At 69.5% G+C, this 19,440-nt stretch carries 7 protein-coding genes; 6 read left to right on the top strand and 1 reads right to left on the bottom strand.

Going from position 1 to position 19,440, the window contains the following annotated elements; all coding sequences use genetic code 11:
* Window positions 1–20: 20 nt before the first annotated feature.
* The 6 genes from AB0B20_RS25255 to AB0B20_RS25230 all read left to right on the top strand — a co-directional run bounded on the left by AB0B20_RS25255 (window position 21) and on the right by AB0B20_RS25230 (window position 18,803).
* Window positions 21–3,860, top strand: coding sequence for a hypothetical protein (locus tag AB0B20_RS25255; RefSeq protein WP_357473979.1), 3,840 nt, complete (start codon window positions 21–23; stop codon window positions 3,858–3,860).
* Window positions 3,857–6,550 (top strand): BREX-2 system phosphatase PglZ, encoded by a 2,694-nt coding sequence (pglZ, locus tag AB0B20_RS25250; RefSeq protein WP_357473975.1) that lies wholly within the window; start codon window positions 3,857–3,859, stop codon window positions 6,548–6,550. Before AB0B20_RS25255 ends, pglZ begins: the two co-directional genes overlap by 4 nt.
* Window positions 6,551–7,128: 578 nt before the next feature.
* Window positions 7,129–7,764: a hypothetical protein gene (locus AB0B20_RS25245; protein ID WP_210891810.1), complete on the top strand. Its 636-nt coding sequence runs from the start codon at window positions 7,129–7,131 to the stop codon at window positions 7,762–7,764.
* Window positions 7,765–8,674: 910 nt separating this feature from the next.
* The gene (locus AB0B20_RS25240) at window positions 8,675–11,923 is read left to right on the top strand and encodes a hypothetical protein (protein WP_357473972.1); all 3,249 of its coding nucleotides are present in this window, start codon (window positions 8,675–8,677) and stop codon (window positions 11,921–11,923) included.
* On the top strand, window positions 11,920–16,848 hold the full coding sequence (locus tag AB0B20_RS25235) for a DEAD/DEAH box helicase (RefSeq protein ID WP_357473967.1): 4,929 nt from the start codon (window positions 11,920–11,922) through the stop codon (window positions 16,846–16,848). The genes AB0B20_RS25240 and AB0B20_RS25235 overlap by 4 nt, the downstream gene beginning before the upstream one ends.
* A gap of 263 nt (window positions 16,849–17,111) precedes the next feature.
* On the top strand, window positions 17,112–18,803 hold the full coding sequence (locus AB0B20_RS25230) for a hypothetical protein (RefSeq protein WP_357473964.1): 1,692 nt from the start codon (window positions 17,112–17,114) through the stop codon (window positions 18,801–18,803).
* A gap of 206 nt (window positions 18,804–19,009) precedes the next feature.
* On the opposite strand, the gene AB0B20_RS25225 is transcribed toward AB0B20_RS25230, so the two are convergent.
* On the bottom strand, window positions 19,010–19,312 hold the full coding sequence (locus tag AB0B20_RS25225; RefSeq protein WP_357473961.1) for a hypothetical protein: 303 nt from the start codon (window positions 19,310–19,312) through the stop codon (window positions 19,010–19,012).
* Window positions 19,313–19,440 lie beyond the last annotated feature (128 nt).

Genomic DNA, 19,440 nt, shown 5'->3' with positions numbered 1-19,440 from the left:
ATGAACGGAAGTTCCCACCGATGAGCACTCCCACCGCTGGTGCCCTAGCGATGATGCTGCGCGACGCGATCAACGTACCCGAGGCCGTCCACGACGACGACTTCGTCATGCGGATTCACGAGGGGGTTCCTGCTGCCGAGCAGACCCTCAGGGACTACGTCGTCACGGAGAAGATCGCCGGCGCGTTCGGCGACGGCTTGACCCTGGTGAAGTCCTCGCTCACTCGGGGCAACGCCAAGGGTGCGTTCATCCATGGCTCGTTCGGTGCAGGTAAGTCGCACTACATGGCCGTGATGCACCTGCTGCTCACGGGCAATCCCCACGCGCGGGCCCTCGAAGGGCTGCAGGCCGTCGTCGCCGAGCACGCAGACGTCTTGTCGCGGAAGTTTCTGGCGGTCGACTACCACCTCATCGGGGCCGAATCCTTTGAGGCCGCTCTGTTCTCGGGGTACATCAACACGGTCAAGGCGAAGCACCCGGAAGCGGCCGCCCCGGTGCTCCACCAGAGCGACCTGCTGTTCCAGAACGCACAGGCTCTCCGGACGCAGATGAGCGACGAGCTGTTCTTCTCGAAGTTCGCGGCGGACTTCGACCCGGTGCTGGGGACCTTGAGCGGGGGCGGGCTGACTGCGGCGGAGCTCGACGCGGCGACCGACGGCACCGCGAGCGAGCGCGACCGGCAGGCGGTGGCGGCCAAGTTGGTAGAGACCTACTTCCCGGCCTACACCTCCACCTCGGCCTGGCTGCCCATCGACCAGGGGCTTCGGATCATGACCGAGCACGCCAAGGGGCTGGAATACGACGGTCTAGTGCTGTTCCTCGACGAGCTGGTGCTGTGGCTCGCCAACCACCTGCGTGACTCGGCGTTCATTCAGAACGAGACGTCCAAGGTGGCCAAACTTGTCGAGACCGGGTCGGGGCAGATGGCGATCCCTATGATCTCGTTCGTTGCTCGGCAGCGCGCGCTGAAGGAGTTCCTCGGTGGCGGCAACGTCGGTGCCGAGCAGGTCGCGCTCGAGGATTCGTTCCAGTGGTGGGAGGACCGGTTCGACAAGATCACCCTCGCCGCCGCCGACCTTCCGGAGATCGTCAACAAGCGTCTGCTGACCCCCACCTCGGAGGCAGGCAAGACGGCCCTGGCCTCCGCGGTCGCTCGCGTGCGTGCCAATCCGACGGACTGGAAGCACCTGCTCACGGATGGGGCCGGTTCGGGCGCCGTCGACTTCGAGAAGGTCTACCCGTTCTCCCCGGCGCTCGTGGACGCGATGGTCGCGCTGTCGGCAATCATGCAGCGCGAGCGCACCGCGCTGAAGATCATGAGCGAGCTGCTGTACCGCGGGCGTGACGAGCTCACCGTCGGCGACGTCATCCCGGTTGGCGACCTGTTCGATGTCGTCGTGCTCGGTGATGCTAAGCCGCTGACCGACGACATGGTCAAGATCTTCGAGGCGGCCGCCTCGTTCTACCGCGGCAAGATGCGCCCGTACCTGCTGGACAAGCACCACGTCAGCGACGCGGACGCCCGGACGCTCGACCGCAACCACCCGTTCCGGCGCGAGGACCGCCTCGCCAAGACTCTCCTTGTCGCGGCGATCGCACCCGGGGCCACGTCGCTAAGAGACCTGACGGCGTCCAAGCTCGCCGCGCTCAACTTCGGCAGCGTCGTGTCCATGTTCGGCGGGCACGTGTCCGGGCAGGTCGTAACCCTGGCCACCGAGTGGCAGGGCAAGTTCTCTGAGATCACCGTCGGCTCGACCGCGGACCCGGTGATCAGCCTGCAGCTGACGGGCGTGGACTTCGACTCCATCCTCGCGCACGTCACACAGGAGGACTCCCACCCGAACCGCCGCCGGCTCATCCGCGACACGCTCATCACCGAGATCGGCGCCGTCGCCACTGGCTCGTACGCGGGCGAGTACACACTCGACCACGTCTGGCGAGGCCAGAAACGCTCCGTGGACGTCGTGTTCGGGAACGTGCGGGACAAGGCCGCGCTTCCCATCGAAGCGCTCAAGGCGTCGGACGGGCGATGGAAGCTCGTGGTCGACTTCCCGTTCGACGACATGGACGACCGCGGACCGTCCGACGACGTCGAGCGCATCTACACGCTTCGGCAGGAAGGCGTCGTCAGCGACACGATCGCGTGGGTGCCCCACTTCCTCACCGCGCAGCGCATGGAGGACGTGGGCAAGCTCGTCCAGCTCGAGTACCTGCTCACCGGCGACCGGTTCGACCAGTACGCCACCAGCCTGCCGGTCAACGACCGCGAGCCCGCACGCCGACTCCTGACCAGTCAGCGCGACTCGCTGCGCAGCCAGCTCGCCGCGCTCCTACGCCAGGCCTACGGCGTGGACGCCAGGAACGAGGAGAACATCGGAACCTTCGTCGCTGGGACCAACTTCGTCACCCTCGCCGACGGCTTCACACCGATGCAACCCTCGGCCGCGACGTTGCGCGACGCCGTGGTCGGAGTGCTCAGCTCTGCGCTGACCGCCCGCTACCCTAAGCACCCGGAGATCGAGCGCGGCACCGAGGAAGTCCGCCGTGCCGAGCTGAACGCCGTGCTGGACCTGGCGCGCAAGGCCGTGGACGCCGGTGGTCGTCTGGCCGACGTCGACCGGGCTACCGGAACTCGGGTACGCCGCATGGTGACCGCCTACGGCGTCGGGGCCCTGCGCGAGACGACCTACGCGCTGGACGCCCAGCACTTCGCGTTCTTCGACGAGTTCACCCGCGCTGCAGGCACCGGCGACGTGACCGTCGGGACCCTGCGCGGCGTGCTGGCCGAGCGTGGCATGACGACCGACGTCATGGATCTGCTGGTGCTGGCGTGGGCGAAGATCACCGACCGCGAGTGGTACCGCGCCGGCGCTCGCACACCCGAGCCCGGCATCGGCTCGTTGGCCCCGGACATGCTCTTGCGCGAACCCGTGCTGCCGTCCGAGGAGGAGTGGCAAGTGGCGCTGACCCGCGCCAAGGCCCTGTTCGGCGTGGGAGCTGACGAGTACCACCTGTCGACCGCCGCGCTGCAGCGCGTCAGTGATGCGCTCCTGGGCAAGGTCCGTCCAGCCCTGCACACGACCGCGGACGCCGCGGCGGAGATGGCCGCGCACCGCGAGACTCTCGGGCTAGACGAGACCGCGCCACGATGGCAGACGGTGACGCGCGGCCGGGACCTGGTCGCCGTGATCGCCGCGGCCGATGGATCAGTGGCGAGGATCCAGGCGCTCGCCCAGTTCGACCTCCCCGCCGAGTCGCAGGCGATCGCCCGTTCCATCAGCACGGCGGGCGACGTCGTGGCCGCGCTGCGCGGCGCGAACTGGGGGCTGATAGATCGGCTGCCCGCGCTCGGCGGGGATCGCGCGGCCCGCGCGCTGACGCAGCTGCGGGAGGCCGCTTGGCAGGCGGAGCTGCACGCTCCGCTCAAGCCAGCCCTTGAGACTGCCGCGCGTGAGGCGACCGATGCTCTTCTTGACGACCCCGACGAGATCGAGCGTCGTAGACGGGAGGAGGAAGAGCGGCGTCGCCGTGAGGCGGAAGCCGCACGCCAGCGGGAAGAGGCCGAACGCAAGGCTGCTGAGGAGCGTGCGGCTCGCGAGGCGGAGCTCCAGCGCGAGCGAGAGCGGCTGGAGGCCCAGCGTCGTGAGCAGCAGGAGCGCGAGGCGGACATCGCCCGCAAGCTCGCCGAGCTCGATCGGATTCGCCTGGAAGAGGAGGAGCGCCAGCGGCAGCGCCTGGCTGAAAAGAGCCAGCTCGTCGCACGCGTCGTCGAGGTCCAGGAGATCGGCCGGCAAATCAGCGACGAGCTTGCTAACCCCGTTCCGGGCAAGAAGCTGCGGGTGAGCTGGAGGTGGGAGTGACCAGCGCCCAGCCCGAGGTGACGCGCACCGTCGCCGTCTCCGAGGCGCTCGTGCGCTCGCGCGCCGCCGAGCTCATCGCCAAGGGCGGCGACTCACGTGTGCTCGTGATGCGCGCCCAGCCGCGCTGGCACGGCGGGGACCTGACGGTCGAGGGTCAGCGCGTCCGGGTGGTCGAGGGCATCTCCCAGCTGGCGATCCTCGATGCCTATGCCGCGCAGCGGGACGACGAGTACCTGGTGGTGCTAACCGACCGGCCACGCACCGATCTCAGCGACACGGTGCTTGCCCGAGCCTACCGCCAGCAGATCGAGGACCCCGACGAATGGGGGAGCGTTCCGGCACTGTTCGGCGCAGCGCGCGAAGTCAGCCGCGAGCTGCGCCGGCTCGACTGGGCGGCCACGGCTCTGCTCGACCACGAGCCTGCGGGGGGATGGGCGCCGTCGACCGATCTCGCCGTGACCGCCGAGCACGCCATCGGCGGCCTGCTCGCGCACCTGCTGGGGATCGACTCGGGCGACCTCGACGGCGTTCTCATCCTCACCGCGCTGAACAACGGGTCCCGCGCTTCCTGGTCTGCGGTGGATCCGGAGCTGCAGGATCACCTGGTCAAGTGGGCCGAGCAGGAGTATGGCCCCGCCGCCGGGTTCGCGCTGCGCACCACTGCCGCCCCGGGCGGGCTCGTCAAGCCCCTCGCGCTCGGGCTGGCCATTGACGTGCTGTGGCCTCACCCCGCCGGCGATCTCACCGAGGAGCAGGTTGCCGCGCGCACCCGGTTGCTCGAGCGCTACGTGGGCGGTAGATCCGTCACACCGCTGCAGGCGCGGGAGATCGCCAACGCCTCGGTGTCCGCGGTGCTGCGCCTGTCGAGAGAGGGCGACCCCGAGGGACGGCTCGGCGTCGTGCTCGACCAGGCCGAGGCGCTGCTGCGCGACAACCTGGGCTGGCCCGCCGGCGCCGAGCGGTCGGCGATCCTTCGCCCAGGATTCACCGCTCGGCTTCGAGTCCTCGGGCAGGCACTCGATGCCGGGGCAGGGGCCGAGGAGGCACTGGCCGCGGTGCTCGACCACCGCGAAGCAACCCTGGACGGACATGACCTCGCACCGAGGATGGCCGTGCGACTTGCCCGCTGGCTGGCCACTGCGGAGCGGGACGTGCACAGCCTCGGAGGAGACCTCCAGCGGCAGCTCGACGATGGCACCTGGGTCGATGCGGCCCTCGGCGTGCTCTGGAGTGGTTCTCCTGACGCGGAGATAGGCGCCGCGTACGGCCGGTTGATCGAGCGCGTGCGTGCTCGGCGCCGAAGGCGCGATGAGACAGCCGCGACGCACCTGGGCGACTCGGCTGTAGAGCGTTCGCTCGACCTGCTGGCCGATGGACGGGCGCTCGGAATCGAGAACGTCCTTCGCGCCGTCGTCGACCCGTGGAAGTCTCACGGCGGAGTGCTGCTGGTGGTCATCGACGGCATGAGCGGTGCAGTCGCCGTCGACCTCGCCACCGAGGTCGGGCGCTCGGGGCTCGTCGAGTGGGTACCGGCCGCGACCAAGCGCCGACTTTCGGCGGTGGCTGCGCTGCCGTCGATGACCGGAATTTCACGCACGAGTCTGTTGTGCGGCGAGATTCGCGTCGGCAACTCGGCGACGGAGAAGGCGGGCCTCGCTACCGCGTTCCCCGGCGCGCGGCTGTTCCACAAGGGGGATCTGCGGGCCAGTGGAGGGGCGCAGCTGGCGGACCGCGTGGCCGTGGCGATCGCCGATCCGGCCGTCCCCGTCGTCGGCGTGGTCATCAATGCCATCGACGACGCGACACACAAGAATGAGAGAACTCGGCCATGGACGATGGCCGAGCTCGATCCGCTGCGGGCGCTCCTCAACGCCGCGTCGATTGCGGGTCGTGCCGTCGTGCTCACCTCCGACCACGGCCACGTCGTCGAGCGTGAGACCGAGATGCTGCCTGCCGCCGCGGGGGGTGACGCACGCTTTCGGCCAGCATCGTCTGGTCCTGCCAAGGATGGCGAGGTGCTCGTCAGGGGGCCGCGCGTTGCAGTAGACGCAGGCGAGGTCGTGATGCTGTGGCGCGACGACGCGAGATACGGAGCTGCTCGGGCCGGGTACCACGGCGGTGCGTCGCTGGCCGAGCTGACCGTGCCGGTGCTGGTGTACCAGCGATCGCTGGCACAGTCAGCGCCTGAGGGATGGGAATTGGCGCCGCCACAGGCGCCGGCGTGGTGGAACGACCCGGTCGTCGAGGCCAAGGTCGAACCAGCTGAGACGGCTGCGGCGAAGAAGTCGCGCAAGAAGGCCGTGGTGGACAAGGTCCCCGCGCTCTTCGAGTTGGAGATGCAGTCAGGAGCGCCGCACCCCTCGCTACCGAGGAAACCGCATGATTTCGTGGCGCGAGTGCTTGATTCGTCTGTCTACGCCGACCAGCTGAGGCTGGCGGGTCGTGCAGCCGCGGGGGCAGGGCTGCTCGTGGAGACCGTGCTGCGCACCCTCGTCGACCGCGGCGGGCGAGCGCACCAAGAGACGGTCGCCTCGGCGGCGGGGCTGCCGTATGCCGGCATCGGGCAGGGACTCGCAGTCGTCAAGCGCATCTTGAACGTCGAGGGGTACGAGATCCTTTCCTTCGACAGCGACGGCGAGACCCTGCGGCTCGACCTCAAGCTGCTGAAGGAGCAGTTCGAGGTGGCGTGATGGCGGACGTTGCGATCAGCCCTCCGGCGGCGCAGGCACGTGGATGGTTGGCCGCCGACCCGCTCGGCTTCGAACGCCCTGACCTGCCGCTTCGTCTGCGTCTTGGATGGGGCGGCATTTTGGTCCCTTAATTCCGCGTCAAGCGCTGCAGACGTTGCCAGCTGTCGCTACACCAGGTGTTTCGACGAGCCTGAATGCGAGCAGGATCCTTGGCGCTCTCTGGTCCTGGTCTTCACGAGTTGACCGGTGGACAGTGGAGCAACCTGTCGTCCCGTCGGCGAAGAGGCCGACGTCGGCCTGGCTCGGCGACTACCTCCTGAGCAGTTCGATGATGGCGGCGTCGGCTTGGGCCAGGATCGGCAGGCCGCACAGCGGTGTGGCCAGGACCCAAAGGCAGTGGTCGAGTTCGAGGTAGACCACTTCGCCCGTGATCGTGGCGTCCAGGTACGTCGCGCTCGGTGATCAGCTTCCGCCAGCGGTATCGATGAAGGCCGCGACGTAGTCCGGAGCGTCCCGGTCGCCGAGCGGCGCGGGCCTCCTCAACGACCGAGTTGCGGGCGCCCGAAACACTTCAGCGCATGGATGCAGCGCTTCCGCTCCTCGGAGCCACCAACGCCTGGATCACTCCGCCGGTGGCTATCTCCGTAACCGCGCTGATCTTTACGCTCGCATCGTTTTGGTGGATGCAGGTCCGCCGCGGTCGCCTGCGCGTGGAGACAGGGCACGTGTTTAGCGGCGCCATCACCAGCAACAAGATCGTGCTCTACATACCCCTGGTCTTCCACAACCCGGCCCCCGCCTCCCTCGTGGTCGCCGACATCAAGCTGCGCCTGAGCGGCGGCGCCGGCGACGAGGACTCCCCGGACCACAAGGCGCTGCCCAAACGCATGTTCTGGATCGCCTTCCACGGGTCCGTCTATCCAGAATCGGACAAGCACCGGCAGTACGCGATGCCGTTCGCCGTCGAGGGCCGCAAGTCGGTCGAGCGGGTGATCGAGTTCCAGTGGGACACCCCGGAGACCCAACTGAAGGACGGTCCCTACACCGCCACCGTAGAGGTGCTCGTCCTGCCACAACGTTGGGGGCGGCGACGATGGCACACCACATGCACCTTCCCGTTGCGGACCGACCTGTGGTCCGGAAACCGGAACGCGCTCATACCTCGAACCAACGACCCCGATTTCTACGAGGCCATCAAGGACGTCACCGGCTAGACCAATAGCCTCACAGCCTCGCCGAACGGCAGATCACTACGCCAGCTCCTGCGCCGGTTCGCAACCTGGCACGTCCTGCCCACGGCTCCGGGCTCGCGCCGAGACTCGGCCGATCACCCCGGCCGTGCGCCGCTACGCCGGCGAGCAGATCAGCCAGGTCGCCGACCTGCTCGAGTGGCTGGCCGCCCGTGACCGCGCGCTCGCCGACTGCGGTCAGGCCGACGTCGACACCGGCTCAGCCCACGGTTCGAGCTGTCGGCCGCCCAGGGACCGGCCGCCGCGGCGCTGCCCGAGCGCGACCGCACCAACCGCGAATCACGCTGGCTGTTCCCGGGCCGCCGCGCCGGCCGGCCGCTCCAGCCCCGCACCCTGTCGCCGCTGATCCACGAGCTCGGCGTCCCCACCACCGCGGGCCGCACCGCCGCGATCCGCCAGCACGTGCTCGACATGCCCGCCCCGATCGTCGCCACCGCACTCGGCTACCACCACGTCACCACCGCCCGCCTCGCCGCCGACGCCGGCGCCACATGGTCCAGCTGCGCCCCCCACCGGCCGGGCGGGCACGGCCTGACGCGTCCGAAATCCAGTGATCCGAGTGCCGCGCCGGCCACCTGCCCGCCAGGTGACCGGCCCGCCAGACGGGCGAAGTCACCGCCGCCAGATCTCACTCCCCTGAGTGGGGCGACGTCAGACCTGACCTGTTCACCGCTGCCGCCGACCGGGCCCACCTCAATGACCGATCGGGCAGGGCGGATGCTGAGGCGTCGGTTTGGTCTTGAACACGCCTCGGCTTGCTTGCATAGTCGCCCTACCGCGCTGACGACCCCCAATCCAGAAGAGGGAGACCGTGTCACACGCATCCGAGATACTTCGGCTCCGGGAAGCCGAGTGGGCGCCAGCCCTGCGCGCGGTGTCGCTGGTCGCCGAGATTGACGCACCGGAGGACCACGCCAAAGAGGTCATCCGCGCCCTGGGGCGGGCTTTTTGGTATTGCAAGCCCCTAGAGCGGCAGCGGTTGCTCACCCGTCACTACCCCGCGTGCCTGGTCGTCGGCCTGGCTGGAATCGGTGCCGTCGGGTACGAACACGGCGACTACTGGAGCGCCGTCCACAACGAGGCGCCGGGCCAGGTCGATCAGACGTTCTGGGGGAGGGCCTTCCGCCTCAACCTCGACTACTTCCGGCTGGCCCGGTTCCCTGGTCTGCCGCAGGTCTACGTCGGTGAGATCCTCATGCATGCCGGGGTCCCCGCGTACTGCCTTGGTGACCTGCTGAATCTCCTCCTGCACCGCCAGGCCCGCGAGCCCGGACTCACTGGCGAGAGCTTCCTCGCCTGGGCGCTCGCGCCCGGCCGTGAGTCGCGCCTGAACGGGACCGACAAGCCGGTGCAGCGGTTCATCCAGCGCGGCGAGGACTACGCGGCGGACCTTGTCGACCGCTGCCTCGACCTGTTGGAACGGCTGCGGCAGCCGGGGTTCACCGCCGACGGACTCGGACTCTCCCCACATCTGATTGCCAAGGCCCACGCCCTTGGGGAGGCAAAGCAGCTCGACTGGACGGGCAGCTCGGAGCGCATGGCATTGGCTGCGGTGGCGGCGCAGCAGCGCCCCCACCTGGAGTTGGAGCCGTTCGGCCGTGGCCTGATGGTGTGGTTGCCGCCGGTCCACGACGCACCGGACGGTCGCGTCATGTGGCAGTTGCGCTTCGATGGCGAGGTCGAGTCGGTCGTCAGCCAGTCGCGCTGGCCCGGCACCAGCGAGACGGCACCCGCAACGGCGGTAGCCATCGCCCGCCCTGCCCGCCAGGTGACGGTGGAGTTGGCCGGCTACGACCAGGAGTACGAGCAGGATGTTGTCGACCCGCGGGATCCCCTGCTGGTCTTCACCGAGGACGGCCGACGGGTGCCGGCGACCGCCGGATTGCCGCCTGAGCCGGTCTGGTTGCTGTATCCACAAGAAAGTGACGGCGGTGGGCCGCTCGAGCTGCAGGTGGATGGCGATCTGGTCGACACGTACGACGTGCCGGCCCCGTACGGCTGGCTCGGCTGGACGCTGCGCCGCGCCGACCTTCGCCAGGTGTCGCAGCTGCGGCTTGGTGGCGGAACGCCCCGCCGGGTCAAGGGTGCCCGCCGCGCCCAACTGCAGCTCGCCCAGCCATTGCCCGGAGTGAGCAGCCTCGCCGGCGCACCGGTGATCGCGACGGCTCCGCGGCTGACCCTGCCGACCGAGCCCGGCGTGAGCACCGACTGGTCGATCCGGATCCGCCGACCCGGCTCCGGTCAGCTCCTGCATACCGAGAGCCTCTCCGCCGACCGAGACACGACGGTCGACCCGTGGCGGGACCTTGCCCGCCCCTTGGTCGGCCCCTACGAGATCACCGTTCGGGGTCCGCTTGGCCGCGGCCTGGCCCGCACGTTGGAGTTCGCCGAAGGGCTGTCCGTCATCTCCCACCCCGCCTGGCGAGAGATCACGGCGGACGGGCTGGAACCGGCCACCGTAGGAGCCGACGCCACCCTGCCCGACCTGTCGGTAACGCCCCCAATGACCCACCTAGGCCCCGCCGACACCGCTGTCGAGCTGCAGCTCGACAGCCCGGGCGGCGCGACCACCGTACGGGTAACGCCCGCCCACATGGCGCTTCAACGGCTCGGCGGAGGCAGCCGCGGCGAATGGTCCCTGCAGCCACTGCGTCTGGACACCGAGACGATCGGTGAGGGCGAACTGCTGGTGCGGCTGCCGCGGGCGGCGGACGCGCGGCTGATCGTCCGTTCCGGGGGCCGCGAGCTGCAAACTGTTCCGTCTGGAGCGACTCATGGGCAGCCGATGGCCCGGTTCCCGCTCGCGGCCATCGCCGACACGGTCGGCGCCCACGGGCTCGCCCAGCTCGATGTCCGCTTTGACGGGCATGACTTCCCAGCGGCGCGCTGCGTACCTCGACGCCTCGCCAGCGCGGTGCATTTCGAGGACGACCGGCTGGTGCTGGTCGACGGCGTGCGGGCCGAAGGGCTGACGGCCGCGCTGTACCAGGTGTACGCGCCGTGGGAACCGCCGTACCTCGCACGCCTCGGCGCGGACCTGGTCAGCGACCCACTGCCCACCCGGATCACCGCGGCGGGGCCCCTCGTGGCGCTGCTGCGCATCGAGGATCCGTGGTTGCCGTCGGACTGGCCGGAGTGGCCTGGCCCCGACAATGCCTTCGACCTCGCCGAGCTGAAGTGGCATCCGACCGGCCAGGACCCGGCGGGTGAGGCGGTCTCGGCGTACCTGGCCGGAGCAGGTGCCCTGCCCGACCTACCGGACATCGCGCCGCTGCTGTTCGACCTCTACCCGCGCGCGGACGACCTCCGTGTCCGTGGCGTCACGGCCAACATCCGGGGCGCCGCGGCGCTCCTGCGCCCGCATCCCGCCGCCGCGCTGGCTGCGCTCACCAAGCACCGCGCCTCGGCCGACCAGGTGGTCGCGCCCCTGGTGCACTCCGGTCTGATCGCCCTGCCTCCGGGCAGGTACGTCAGTGCGGCCGACGAGGCGCGGCTATGGACGACGAGCCCGCTGGCTGCAATGCTCGCCTCGGCCCACCGGCTGCCTGACATCGCCTCCCAAACCGATCTGGGCGAACAGATCGCCGCGGTGTGCGGGGAGGTGGCGGCCCACCTGCTCGCCGGTCGCCCCGATCCGTACGAGACGGTCGGCAGGTTCGACCAGTCGGCCGAGGTGTTCGCGTTGCTGCCGGCCGAGGAACGCGACCGGGTGTGGCGGGCGATGCGCGTCGTTCCCGGCGGCCTGCTCGACGCCGACGAACGGATGGTTGCGGCCCGCCACCTGTTCGAGGTACGGGTGCGGCCCGGCCTGGGACGGCTCTCCAGCAACGCGGAGGGGCTGCTGCGCGCCCTGCAAAAGCCCTTGGGCGAGTGCGGTGGGCCACGAGTGGTAGCCGCGCTACAAGCCCGCAACCCGACTCGAGGGTGGCTCGCTCTCCCCGCGCTGTCGCTGGCGTTCGCCTTCGTGGCGCGGCTGGCCGCCCGAGGGCACGCGGCCCCGGCCGGGCTGCTGCCACGAATCCTTCCCCTACACGCGACGCTCGCTCGCAGCGCACCCCGTCTCGTCGCCATCGACCTTCTCCTCGCGGAGTTCCTCCTGACCGGAGCCGGAGCAGCCGAATGATCCTCGACCCCCTCGCCACCAGCGACGCAATCGTCTCCACCTACCGGCGCTATCTCCGTTCCCTCGTGGAGCCGAAGGATCCCCGGCTCGCGACCGCGCTCGAAGCTGCGATCGGCGACGCGATCAACCAGGAGATCACCAAGGGGCCACTGCTCGAGGCGACCCCGCCCTACGTCACCAGCGCCACACCCCGGCAGCTCATCGACGCGGGCGTGCTCGTTCCCGGCATCGCCAGCTTGGGCGCCGGACTGGCCATGGACCGTCCGCTCTACCAACACCAGGAGCGGGCGATCAGGAAGGCAACCGCAGGGCGCAACATCGTCGTCGCTACCGGCACCGGGTCCGGCAAGACCGAGAGCTTCCTCATCCCCATCCTGAGCCGGCTGATGGCCGAACGTGCGGCGGGCAGCCTCGGGCCTGGCGTGCGGGCGCTGCTGCTGTACCCGATGAACGCGCTGGCCAACGATCAGATGAAGCGGCTGCGGGGCCTGCTGGCCGAGGCGCCGGACATCACCTATGGCCGGTACACGGGTGAGACCCGCCGGAGTCGCCGGGAGGCCGTGGAGGTCTTCGAGCAGCAGAACCCTGGCGAGCGGCCGCTGCCCAACGAACTGCTCAGCCGGGAGGAGATGCAGCAGCGACCGCCGCACCTCCTGCTGACCAACTACGCCATGCTCGAATACCTGCTGCTGCGGCCCTTGGACATGGACCTCTTCGAGGGCGAACACGCCGGGCACTGGCAGTTCATCGTCGTCGACGAGGCGCACGTCTACGACGGGGCTCGCGGGGCCGAGCTGGCGATGCTGCTGCGCCGACTCGCCGACCGGGTGGATTCGGGCCGACCGGTGCAGTGCATTGCGACGAGCGCGACCGTCGGTAGCGACATGGGAGCCGTGGTCGACTTCGCTGCCTCCCTCTTCCCCGTCCCCTTCGAGTACGACCCCGCCGATGAGGCGAGGCAGGATGTCGTCACCGCCGACCGGGTCCAGCTGCCGCCCGGGCCCGAGTGGGGACCCCTGCCCGCCGCGGCGTACGAGAAACTGCTAAACGCGCCGGACCCCGCCGGTGCCGTCGTGGCCCTCGCCCGAGAGCACGGGTACGCCGGGGACGACCCCGCCGAGGCACTGGCGTACGAGCAGCGCGTTCGCCGGCTCAAGGCGCTGCTCGCCCACGGGCCGATACCGCTGCACGAGGTCGCCCAGGCCCTGTTCCCCAGCAGCGACGCGTCCGCGACCGCGTCGATGGTCGCCCTGGCCAACAGCGTCCACGATAAGGACGGCACACCGGTGCTCTCCGCCCGCTACCACCTCTTCGCCCGCGCGACGGAAGGGGCTTTCGCCTGCCTCGGAGCCAACGGGCCGCACGTCAGTCTCACCCGCCACGAGCGCTGCGGACGGTGCGGCGACGCCGCCTTCGAGTTCGGCACCTGCCGCCGCTGCGGCACCGTCTACCTGATGGGCACGCTGGAGCGGGTCGGCACCTTCACCGTGTTCCGGTCCCGCCGCTCCCGCGACGAGCAGCAGGTGTGGATGGCGCTGGTCGACGAAGTGGCGACCGACGAGGACGAGGAGATGTTCAGCGGTGCTGCCCAGGCGGCCGGCGAGCTGGGCGCGCTGTGCACCCGGTGCGGGGTGTTCCAGATCGGTAAGGCGGCCAACTGCCCGCGCTGCCCGGACGGCGCCATGCGCGCCGTTCGTTTCCTACGGCAGCGCAGCGACGAGCTCACGGCCTGCCTCGCGTGCGGTGGACGCGGAGCCGGCCTAATCCGACTCTTCGCCAGCGGTAACGAAGCCTCCGCCTCGGTCCTGGCGACCGCCCTCTATCAGAAGCTGCCCGTGGCCTCCGATCCCGTCCAGCAAGGCCTGCGAGGCGGCGGGCGCAAGCTGCTGCTGTTCAGCGACAGCCGGCAGTCTGCGGCGTACTTCGCGCCGTACCTCGAAGACTCCTACGAGCGGGTGCAGCGTCGGCGGCTGCTCCACGAGGGTGCCGTCGCCGCTGCGGCGGCCGACGACGAGGTTCGCCTCACCGACGTCGTCTACCACACCTCCCGAGTAGCCGACCGGTACGGCATCTTCGAACGGCGGCAGAGCCGACAGGCTCGGGAGAGGCAGGTCGCCCTCTGGGCGCAGGTCGAGGCTGTCGGCGTTGACGAACGCAACTCCCTGGAGGGCAGGGGACTCATCGCCTGGGACATGTCCCGCGACCCTGCCTGGCTACCACCCCAGCCGCTGCTTGCCCTCGGCCTCAGCGACGAGGAGGTCTGGGCGCTGCTCGCGGAGTTGATCCGATCGATTCGGCTCCAGGGCGCCGTCGGCGCCCTTGACGGAGTGGACCCCCGCGACGAGGCGTTCCAGCCGCGGCTCGGCCCGATCTACGTACGCGGCACTGGCTCCGACGCGCGCCGCAAGGTGCTCAGCTGGCTGCCGACCAGGGGGACCAACCGGCGGGCCGACTTCGTGACCCGCGTGCTTGCTCGGCTCGACCGGCAGGCGGACCCGATCCAACTGCTGGAGGGCGTGTGGCGCCTGCTGACCAAGGGGCCACAGGCCGAGTGGCTGATCGCCGGCACCGAAGCCGGCATCGGGCAGGTCCATCAGCTCGACTCCGCTTTGATCACCTGCACGCCTACGGTCGGCGGCCTGACCATGTGGCAGTGCAGCAGGTGCCGCAAGCTCACCCCGTTCAACGTGCGCGCCACCTGCCCCACCATGGCCTGCACCGGCGATCTCGAACCTTGGACGTCGCCTGCGGTGGACACCGACCCGGACCACTACCGCAACGTCTACCGGGACTTGAACCCAGTGCCGCTGCGCGTACTCGAACACACCGCCCAGTGGACCAGCGAACGAGCCGCGGAAATCCAGCAGCAGTTCGTCCGCGGCGAAGTCAACGCCCTCTCCTGCTCCACCACGTTCGAACTCGGTGTCGACGTCGGTGAGCTGCAAGCCGTCATGCTGCGCAACATGCCTCCGACCACCGCGAATTACGTCCAGCGGGCCGGTCGGGCCGGCCGCCGAACCGATTCAGCCGCGCTCGTGCTCACCTATGCCCAGCGCCGCTCGCATGACCTCTCTCGGTTCGCCGAGCCCGACCGGATGATCGCCGGCGAGGTCCGGGCGCCGTACGTGCCCCTGACCAACGTGCGGATTGATCGGCGGCACGCCCACTCCGTCGCGCTCGCCGCATTCTTCCGGCACCAATTTCGGTCCCACGGCACCATCTGGCGGACGGCAGGGGAGTTCTTCCTACCAGGTGACGACGGGATCGCCCCAGTCACGTTGGTCCGCGACTTCCTTAACCCAGTTCCTGGGCGGGTCACCGACTCGCTGCGGCAGGTGCTGCCGGCCGAGGTGCGCGACATCATCGGCGTCGACTCCGAAGAGTGGGTCGAGCACCTGGTCGACCTGCTGGAGTCGGTCCGGGTCGAGCTGCAGCAGGATGTCGACACGTACGAGCAGAAGCGGCAGGAGGCCTTCACCGCCCGCCAGGACGACAAGGCCGCGCGGTACGGCCGCGTGATGAACACGATCACTCGCCGCGAACTGCTCGGGCTGCTTGCCAACCGAAACGTCCTGCCCAAGTACGGGTTTCCCGTCGACACCGTCGAGCTGCGGCTGGCCTTCGCGGACGCCCCCATCGCCAAGCAACTAGAGCTTTCCAGAGACCTCTCGTCGGCCATCTATGAGTACGCACCCGGTGCAGAGGTCGTCGCCGGGGGACTGGTCTGGCAGTCGGCTGGCCTGTACCGGCTGCCCGGACGCGACCTTGAGCGACGCTACTACGCGGTGTGCGACGGATGCGGCCACTACCGCGACTCGATCGACCGCCTCGACCAGGAGTGCCCGGCCTGCGGCTCCGCCCTCGTCGGCGTACCCCGTCAGTACGCCATTCCCGTCTTCGGCTTCGTCGCGGCGCGCGGTACGGGCCGGCGACCCACCAGCGCGCCGCGCCGGGCCTGGCACGGCGCAACCCATGTCGTGTCTCCCGGCGCTGAGCTCTACGCGGACAAGTTGGACCTCGCCGGAGGCGCGATCACCATCCGGGCCGGTGCCCGGGGCGAGCTGGTGGCAATCAGCGACGGTGCGATGGGACGCGGCTTCCTCGTCTGCGCGACCTGTGGCTTCGCCCGCCGGGCCATCGACGGTCGGGTTGACCACCAGAGTCCACTCAGCGGCCGCGAGTGCCGTGGCCGCATGGAGAACCTGTCGCTGGCCCACAAATATCAGACGGACGTCCTCGACCTGAGCTTCGACGGTGCGGTCGTGATCGGAGTCGAGGACAACGCCTGGCGATCGGTCGCGTACGCACTGGTGGAGGGGGCGGTGCGCGCGCTCGAGATCTCCCGCGACGACATCGACGCGACGGTCTACCGAACCGAAGCCGGCCGCAGCGTGATCATGCTGTACGACACCGTGCCCGGGGGAGCCGGCCACGTCCGGCGCATCGCGGAGCGACTGCGGGACGTACTCAACCATGCCCTGCAGCGGGTCCGCGACTGTGAATGCGGCCCGGAGACCAGCTGCTACCGCTGCTTGCGGGTGTTCCGCAACGAGCGTCACCACGAGCAGCTACGTCGCGGCGTGGCGGCGGACGTGCTCAGCCGCCTCCTCGGTAAGCACGACCAAGCGCCCGTCGGGGCGCTGCGGGTCTCGCTCTCGGACGTCGGGCCCGCCCTTACCGCGACTCGCCGATTCCTGGTGACGGAGGCGCCCGGCGAGGTCTTCGAGCCCGTCACCTCCGGACAACTCGACCTTTACGAAGGTCGTGTCGTCCTCGCCCGCCGTGACGGCGACGCCGCGGTAGGGCGGCTCTGGCTCCGACGCGATGCCGACGGTGTGGTCGGAGCGGGCCTGCAGCCGATAGCCGGAGCGCCGTTGAATGACGGGGCAGACGATCTCATGCTGATCGGCGTCGCTGTGTGGTGATTTGGAGCTGGCTGTTGCTCCGCATACCCCTTCTGGTCGCCGCCTTGGGCCGTGGCCCCCGCAGAGCGTGGTGACTTCGATAACCGACACCCGCCGATGCAACTCAACTGGAGAGGTGGTCGAGTCCTATGGGGCGCTCGGCTAGCAGAGAGGTAGCCGGCGTTGATGCGCCGCGGCAGAAGGTAGGTCGCATCGCCTCGGAGGACGAGGCCAGCGAGCTAGCGCACCGGTTGTTGGTGCCTGGGCGGCGGTGGCCGGTCGTCGTGCTGACGATTCCGGCGGGGTATGACCAGCCGTTCGGTGATCCGGACGAGATCAAGCAGGCGGTCGGCGACCTGGCCGAGGTGGTGCTGATGCCCACGAGCGACGTCTCGTGGGCGTTCTCGCGGGTGATGCCCACCATGACACAGGTGTACGGCGGCGCGGGTCGGGTGTACCCGGTCGATCATGCCTGGGTTTCTGACCCTGGGCGTAGCAGGTTGCGGTTCGCCTACTCGCCAGACGACCGCAAACGCATCACCGATCAGTTGATCAGCGATGCGCTGCAAGCGGCCATGGCAGCCGGACTCGTTGAGCCCCGCCCGCGTTCGGAGTCTCAGCAGCGGTCGGGACGGGTGCAGGGCGTCATCGGTTCGCGGGCGCTGGTCACGTTGGAAGACATGTCGGCGGCGACGGTGTGGGAGGAGTTGACCCTTCCCGGCGTGACGCTGGACCAGGTGCTCGTCAAGGGGCAGTCAGTCGCGGGCAGCTACGACCGGGACTCGCGGCGCCTGGACGTGCGGGCTGCGCTGCGGTTTACCGACCTCGCCAGGGCCCTGGAGGGTGTGAACGAGGCGTACGAGACCGGTGACGTGGTTCTGGCTGAGGTGGCCGCGGTCACCGATGACGCGGTCACCGTGCGGCTGCTGCCCGGCCTCGCGGTCGAGGTCGGCCGGGAGGCGGTAACCACCAACCCCATCGACACGCTGAGCGGCCTGTTCAGCGTCGGCGAGATCGTCACTGGCCGCCTTGTAGCGCTTGAGCCGCTGCGGATGCGGTTGGATGACGTCGATGACCAAGAGCGGCCGAAGCCCGCGCCGAGTCTGCTTCCGGGCGGGCCGCCGTGGCTGCGTCCGCCCGCCCCGCAGCCCTCAGCCGCGGCGGCGCCCCCAACACCGGCACCGCCGCCGTCGACTACACCACCGAAGCCTCTCGTACGGAGTACGGCGCCGCGACAGCCGACCCCATCCGACCTTGCCCGACAGCTTGCCCCGCCGCAGCAACCCGTGCTGACGCGACCTGCCGAGGCTGTGTCAGCGCGGGAGCAGGCGCGTGTCCTACACCTGAGCAACGAGCTGGCGGCCGAGCGGGCTACCCGCAAGGCCCTAGCCGACGAGCTGACGGGTCTACGAGCCCGAGCCGCTGACCTGGAGGCTGAGCTCACGCAGGCGACTCGGTCCATTGGGCAGCTACAGACCCGCTACCGCGGCGCCGACTTAGCTCGGCAACGGCTCGTCAAGCAGCTCAAGAGCGCGCAGAGCCGTGCCGACCAACCTGCGGCTGCGGAGGGGCCGCTCTTCCTCGATCCCGAGGACCAGTTTCGCTACGAGGTCACCTGTGAGTGGGCACAGCGCGTTCCCGCCGTCGAGAAGGCCACCAAGCCGCTTGCCACGTATGTGGTGGCCCCCGACTTCCTGGATTCCATTCAACAAATGGAGGGCATCAGCAGGGAGAAGGTCGTAGCCGTTGTGGTCGAGGTGCTCACTGGTCAGGCACAGCACATCGCCGGGCGCGACGTGCACCAACTACGGAGTGGCAGCGCGGGCAGCCCCTACGTTCGCCGCGCCGATGGTGCGACCTGTTGGCGAGTGGCGCTGCAGCGGGAATCAGCCGCCGCGCGCCGGCTGCACTACTGGCGTACCCAAGACGGCTACGAGTTCTCCCGCGTCGTTCTCCACGACGACTACCGTCCCTGACGATCGGCGCTCCTGCTCTGGCCATGGCAAACCGGGTCGCTGATCGCCAGTCTAGCGGTGCCGGCCGGCGTCAATCAGCCGCCGGCCGCATGGTGGGCGGGTCGCCTGGTCGTCCATCTCCTTCGGCGGTGCTGGGGGCGGTCGTGGCTGCCAGACCTGATCGCCGCGCTCCCGTCAGGGGGCCCGGTTTTCGATTCGAGGTAGCTCTATCGTGCCGCCGATCGGCGGATCAGCTCGTCGGTGTCCTCGTCAGCTGCCGTCTCCCACTTCTCGCCGTTACCGAACGGCTGGTAGGTCAGCTTCGCTGGCCTACCCCGGTGCCCCTGCGTCACACCGTCGATGACGGAGATCTGCCACTCGCCCCGGGCCGTACCCGGCCGGGCCGTCATCCACGGGCCGGTCGGGATCCACGAGTCGGTGCCGGGCCGGTACAGGCCGACCGAGTTCTCTTCGGGAGCAGAACTGCCGATCCACTCGGCACTCGGCAGCACCGGGCCGGTGCCGGTCACCCTGAACGCCGAAACGGTGTACCTCTTTGCATTTAGGGCGTGTTTCATAAGCCGGTCAGAGCCACTCGCAGATGATGGTGATGGTCAGGACGGCCTGGAAGCGGACGGCTAACTTGTCGTAGCGGGTG

The sequence above is a fragment of the Micromonospora sp. NPDC049151 genome (assembly GCF_040648395.1).
Classification (GTDB): Bacteria; Actinomycetota; Actinomycetes; order Mycobacteriales; family Micromonosporaceae; genus Micromonospora.
Note: the sequence above shows the minus strand (reverse complement) of the source record. Positions and strands in the feature narration are given on the sequence as shown.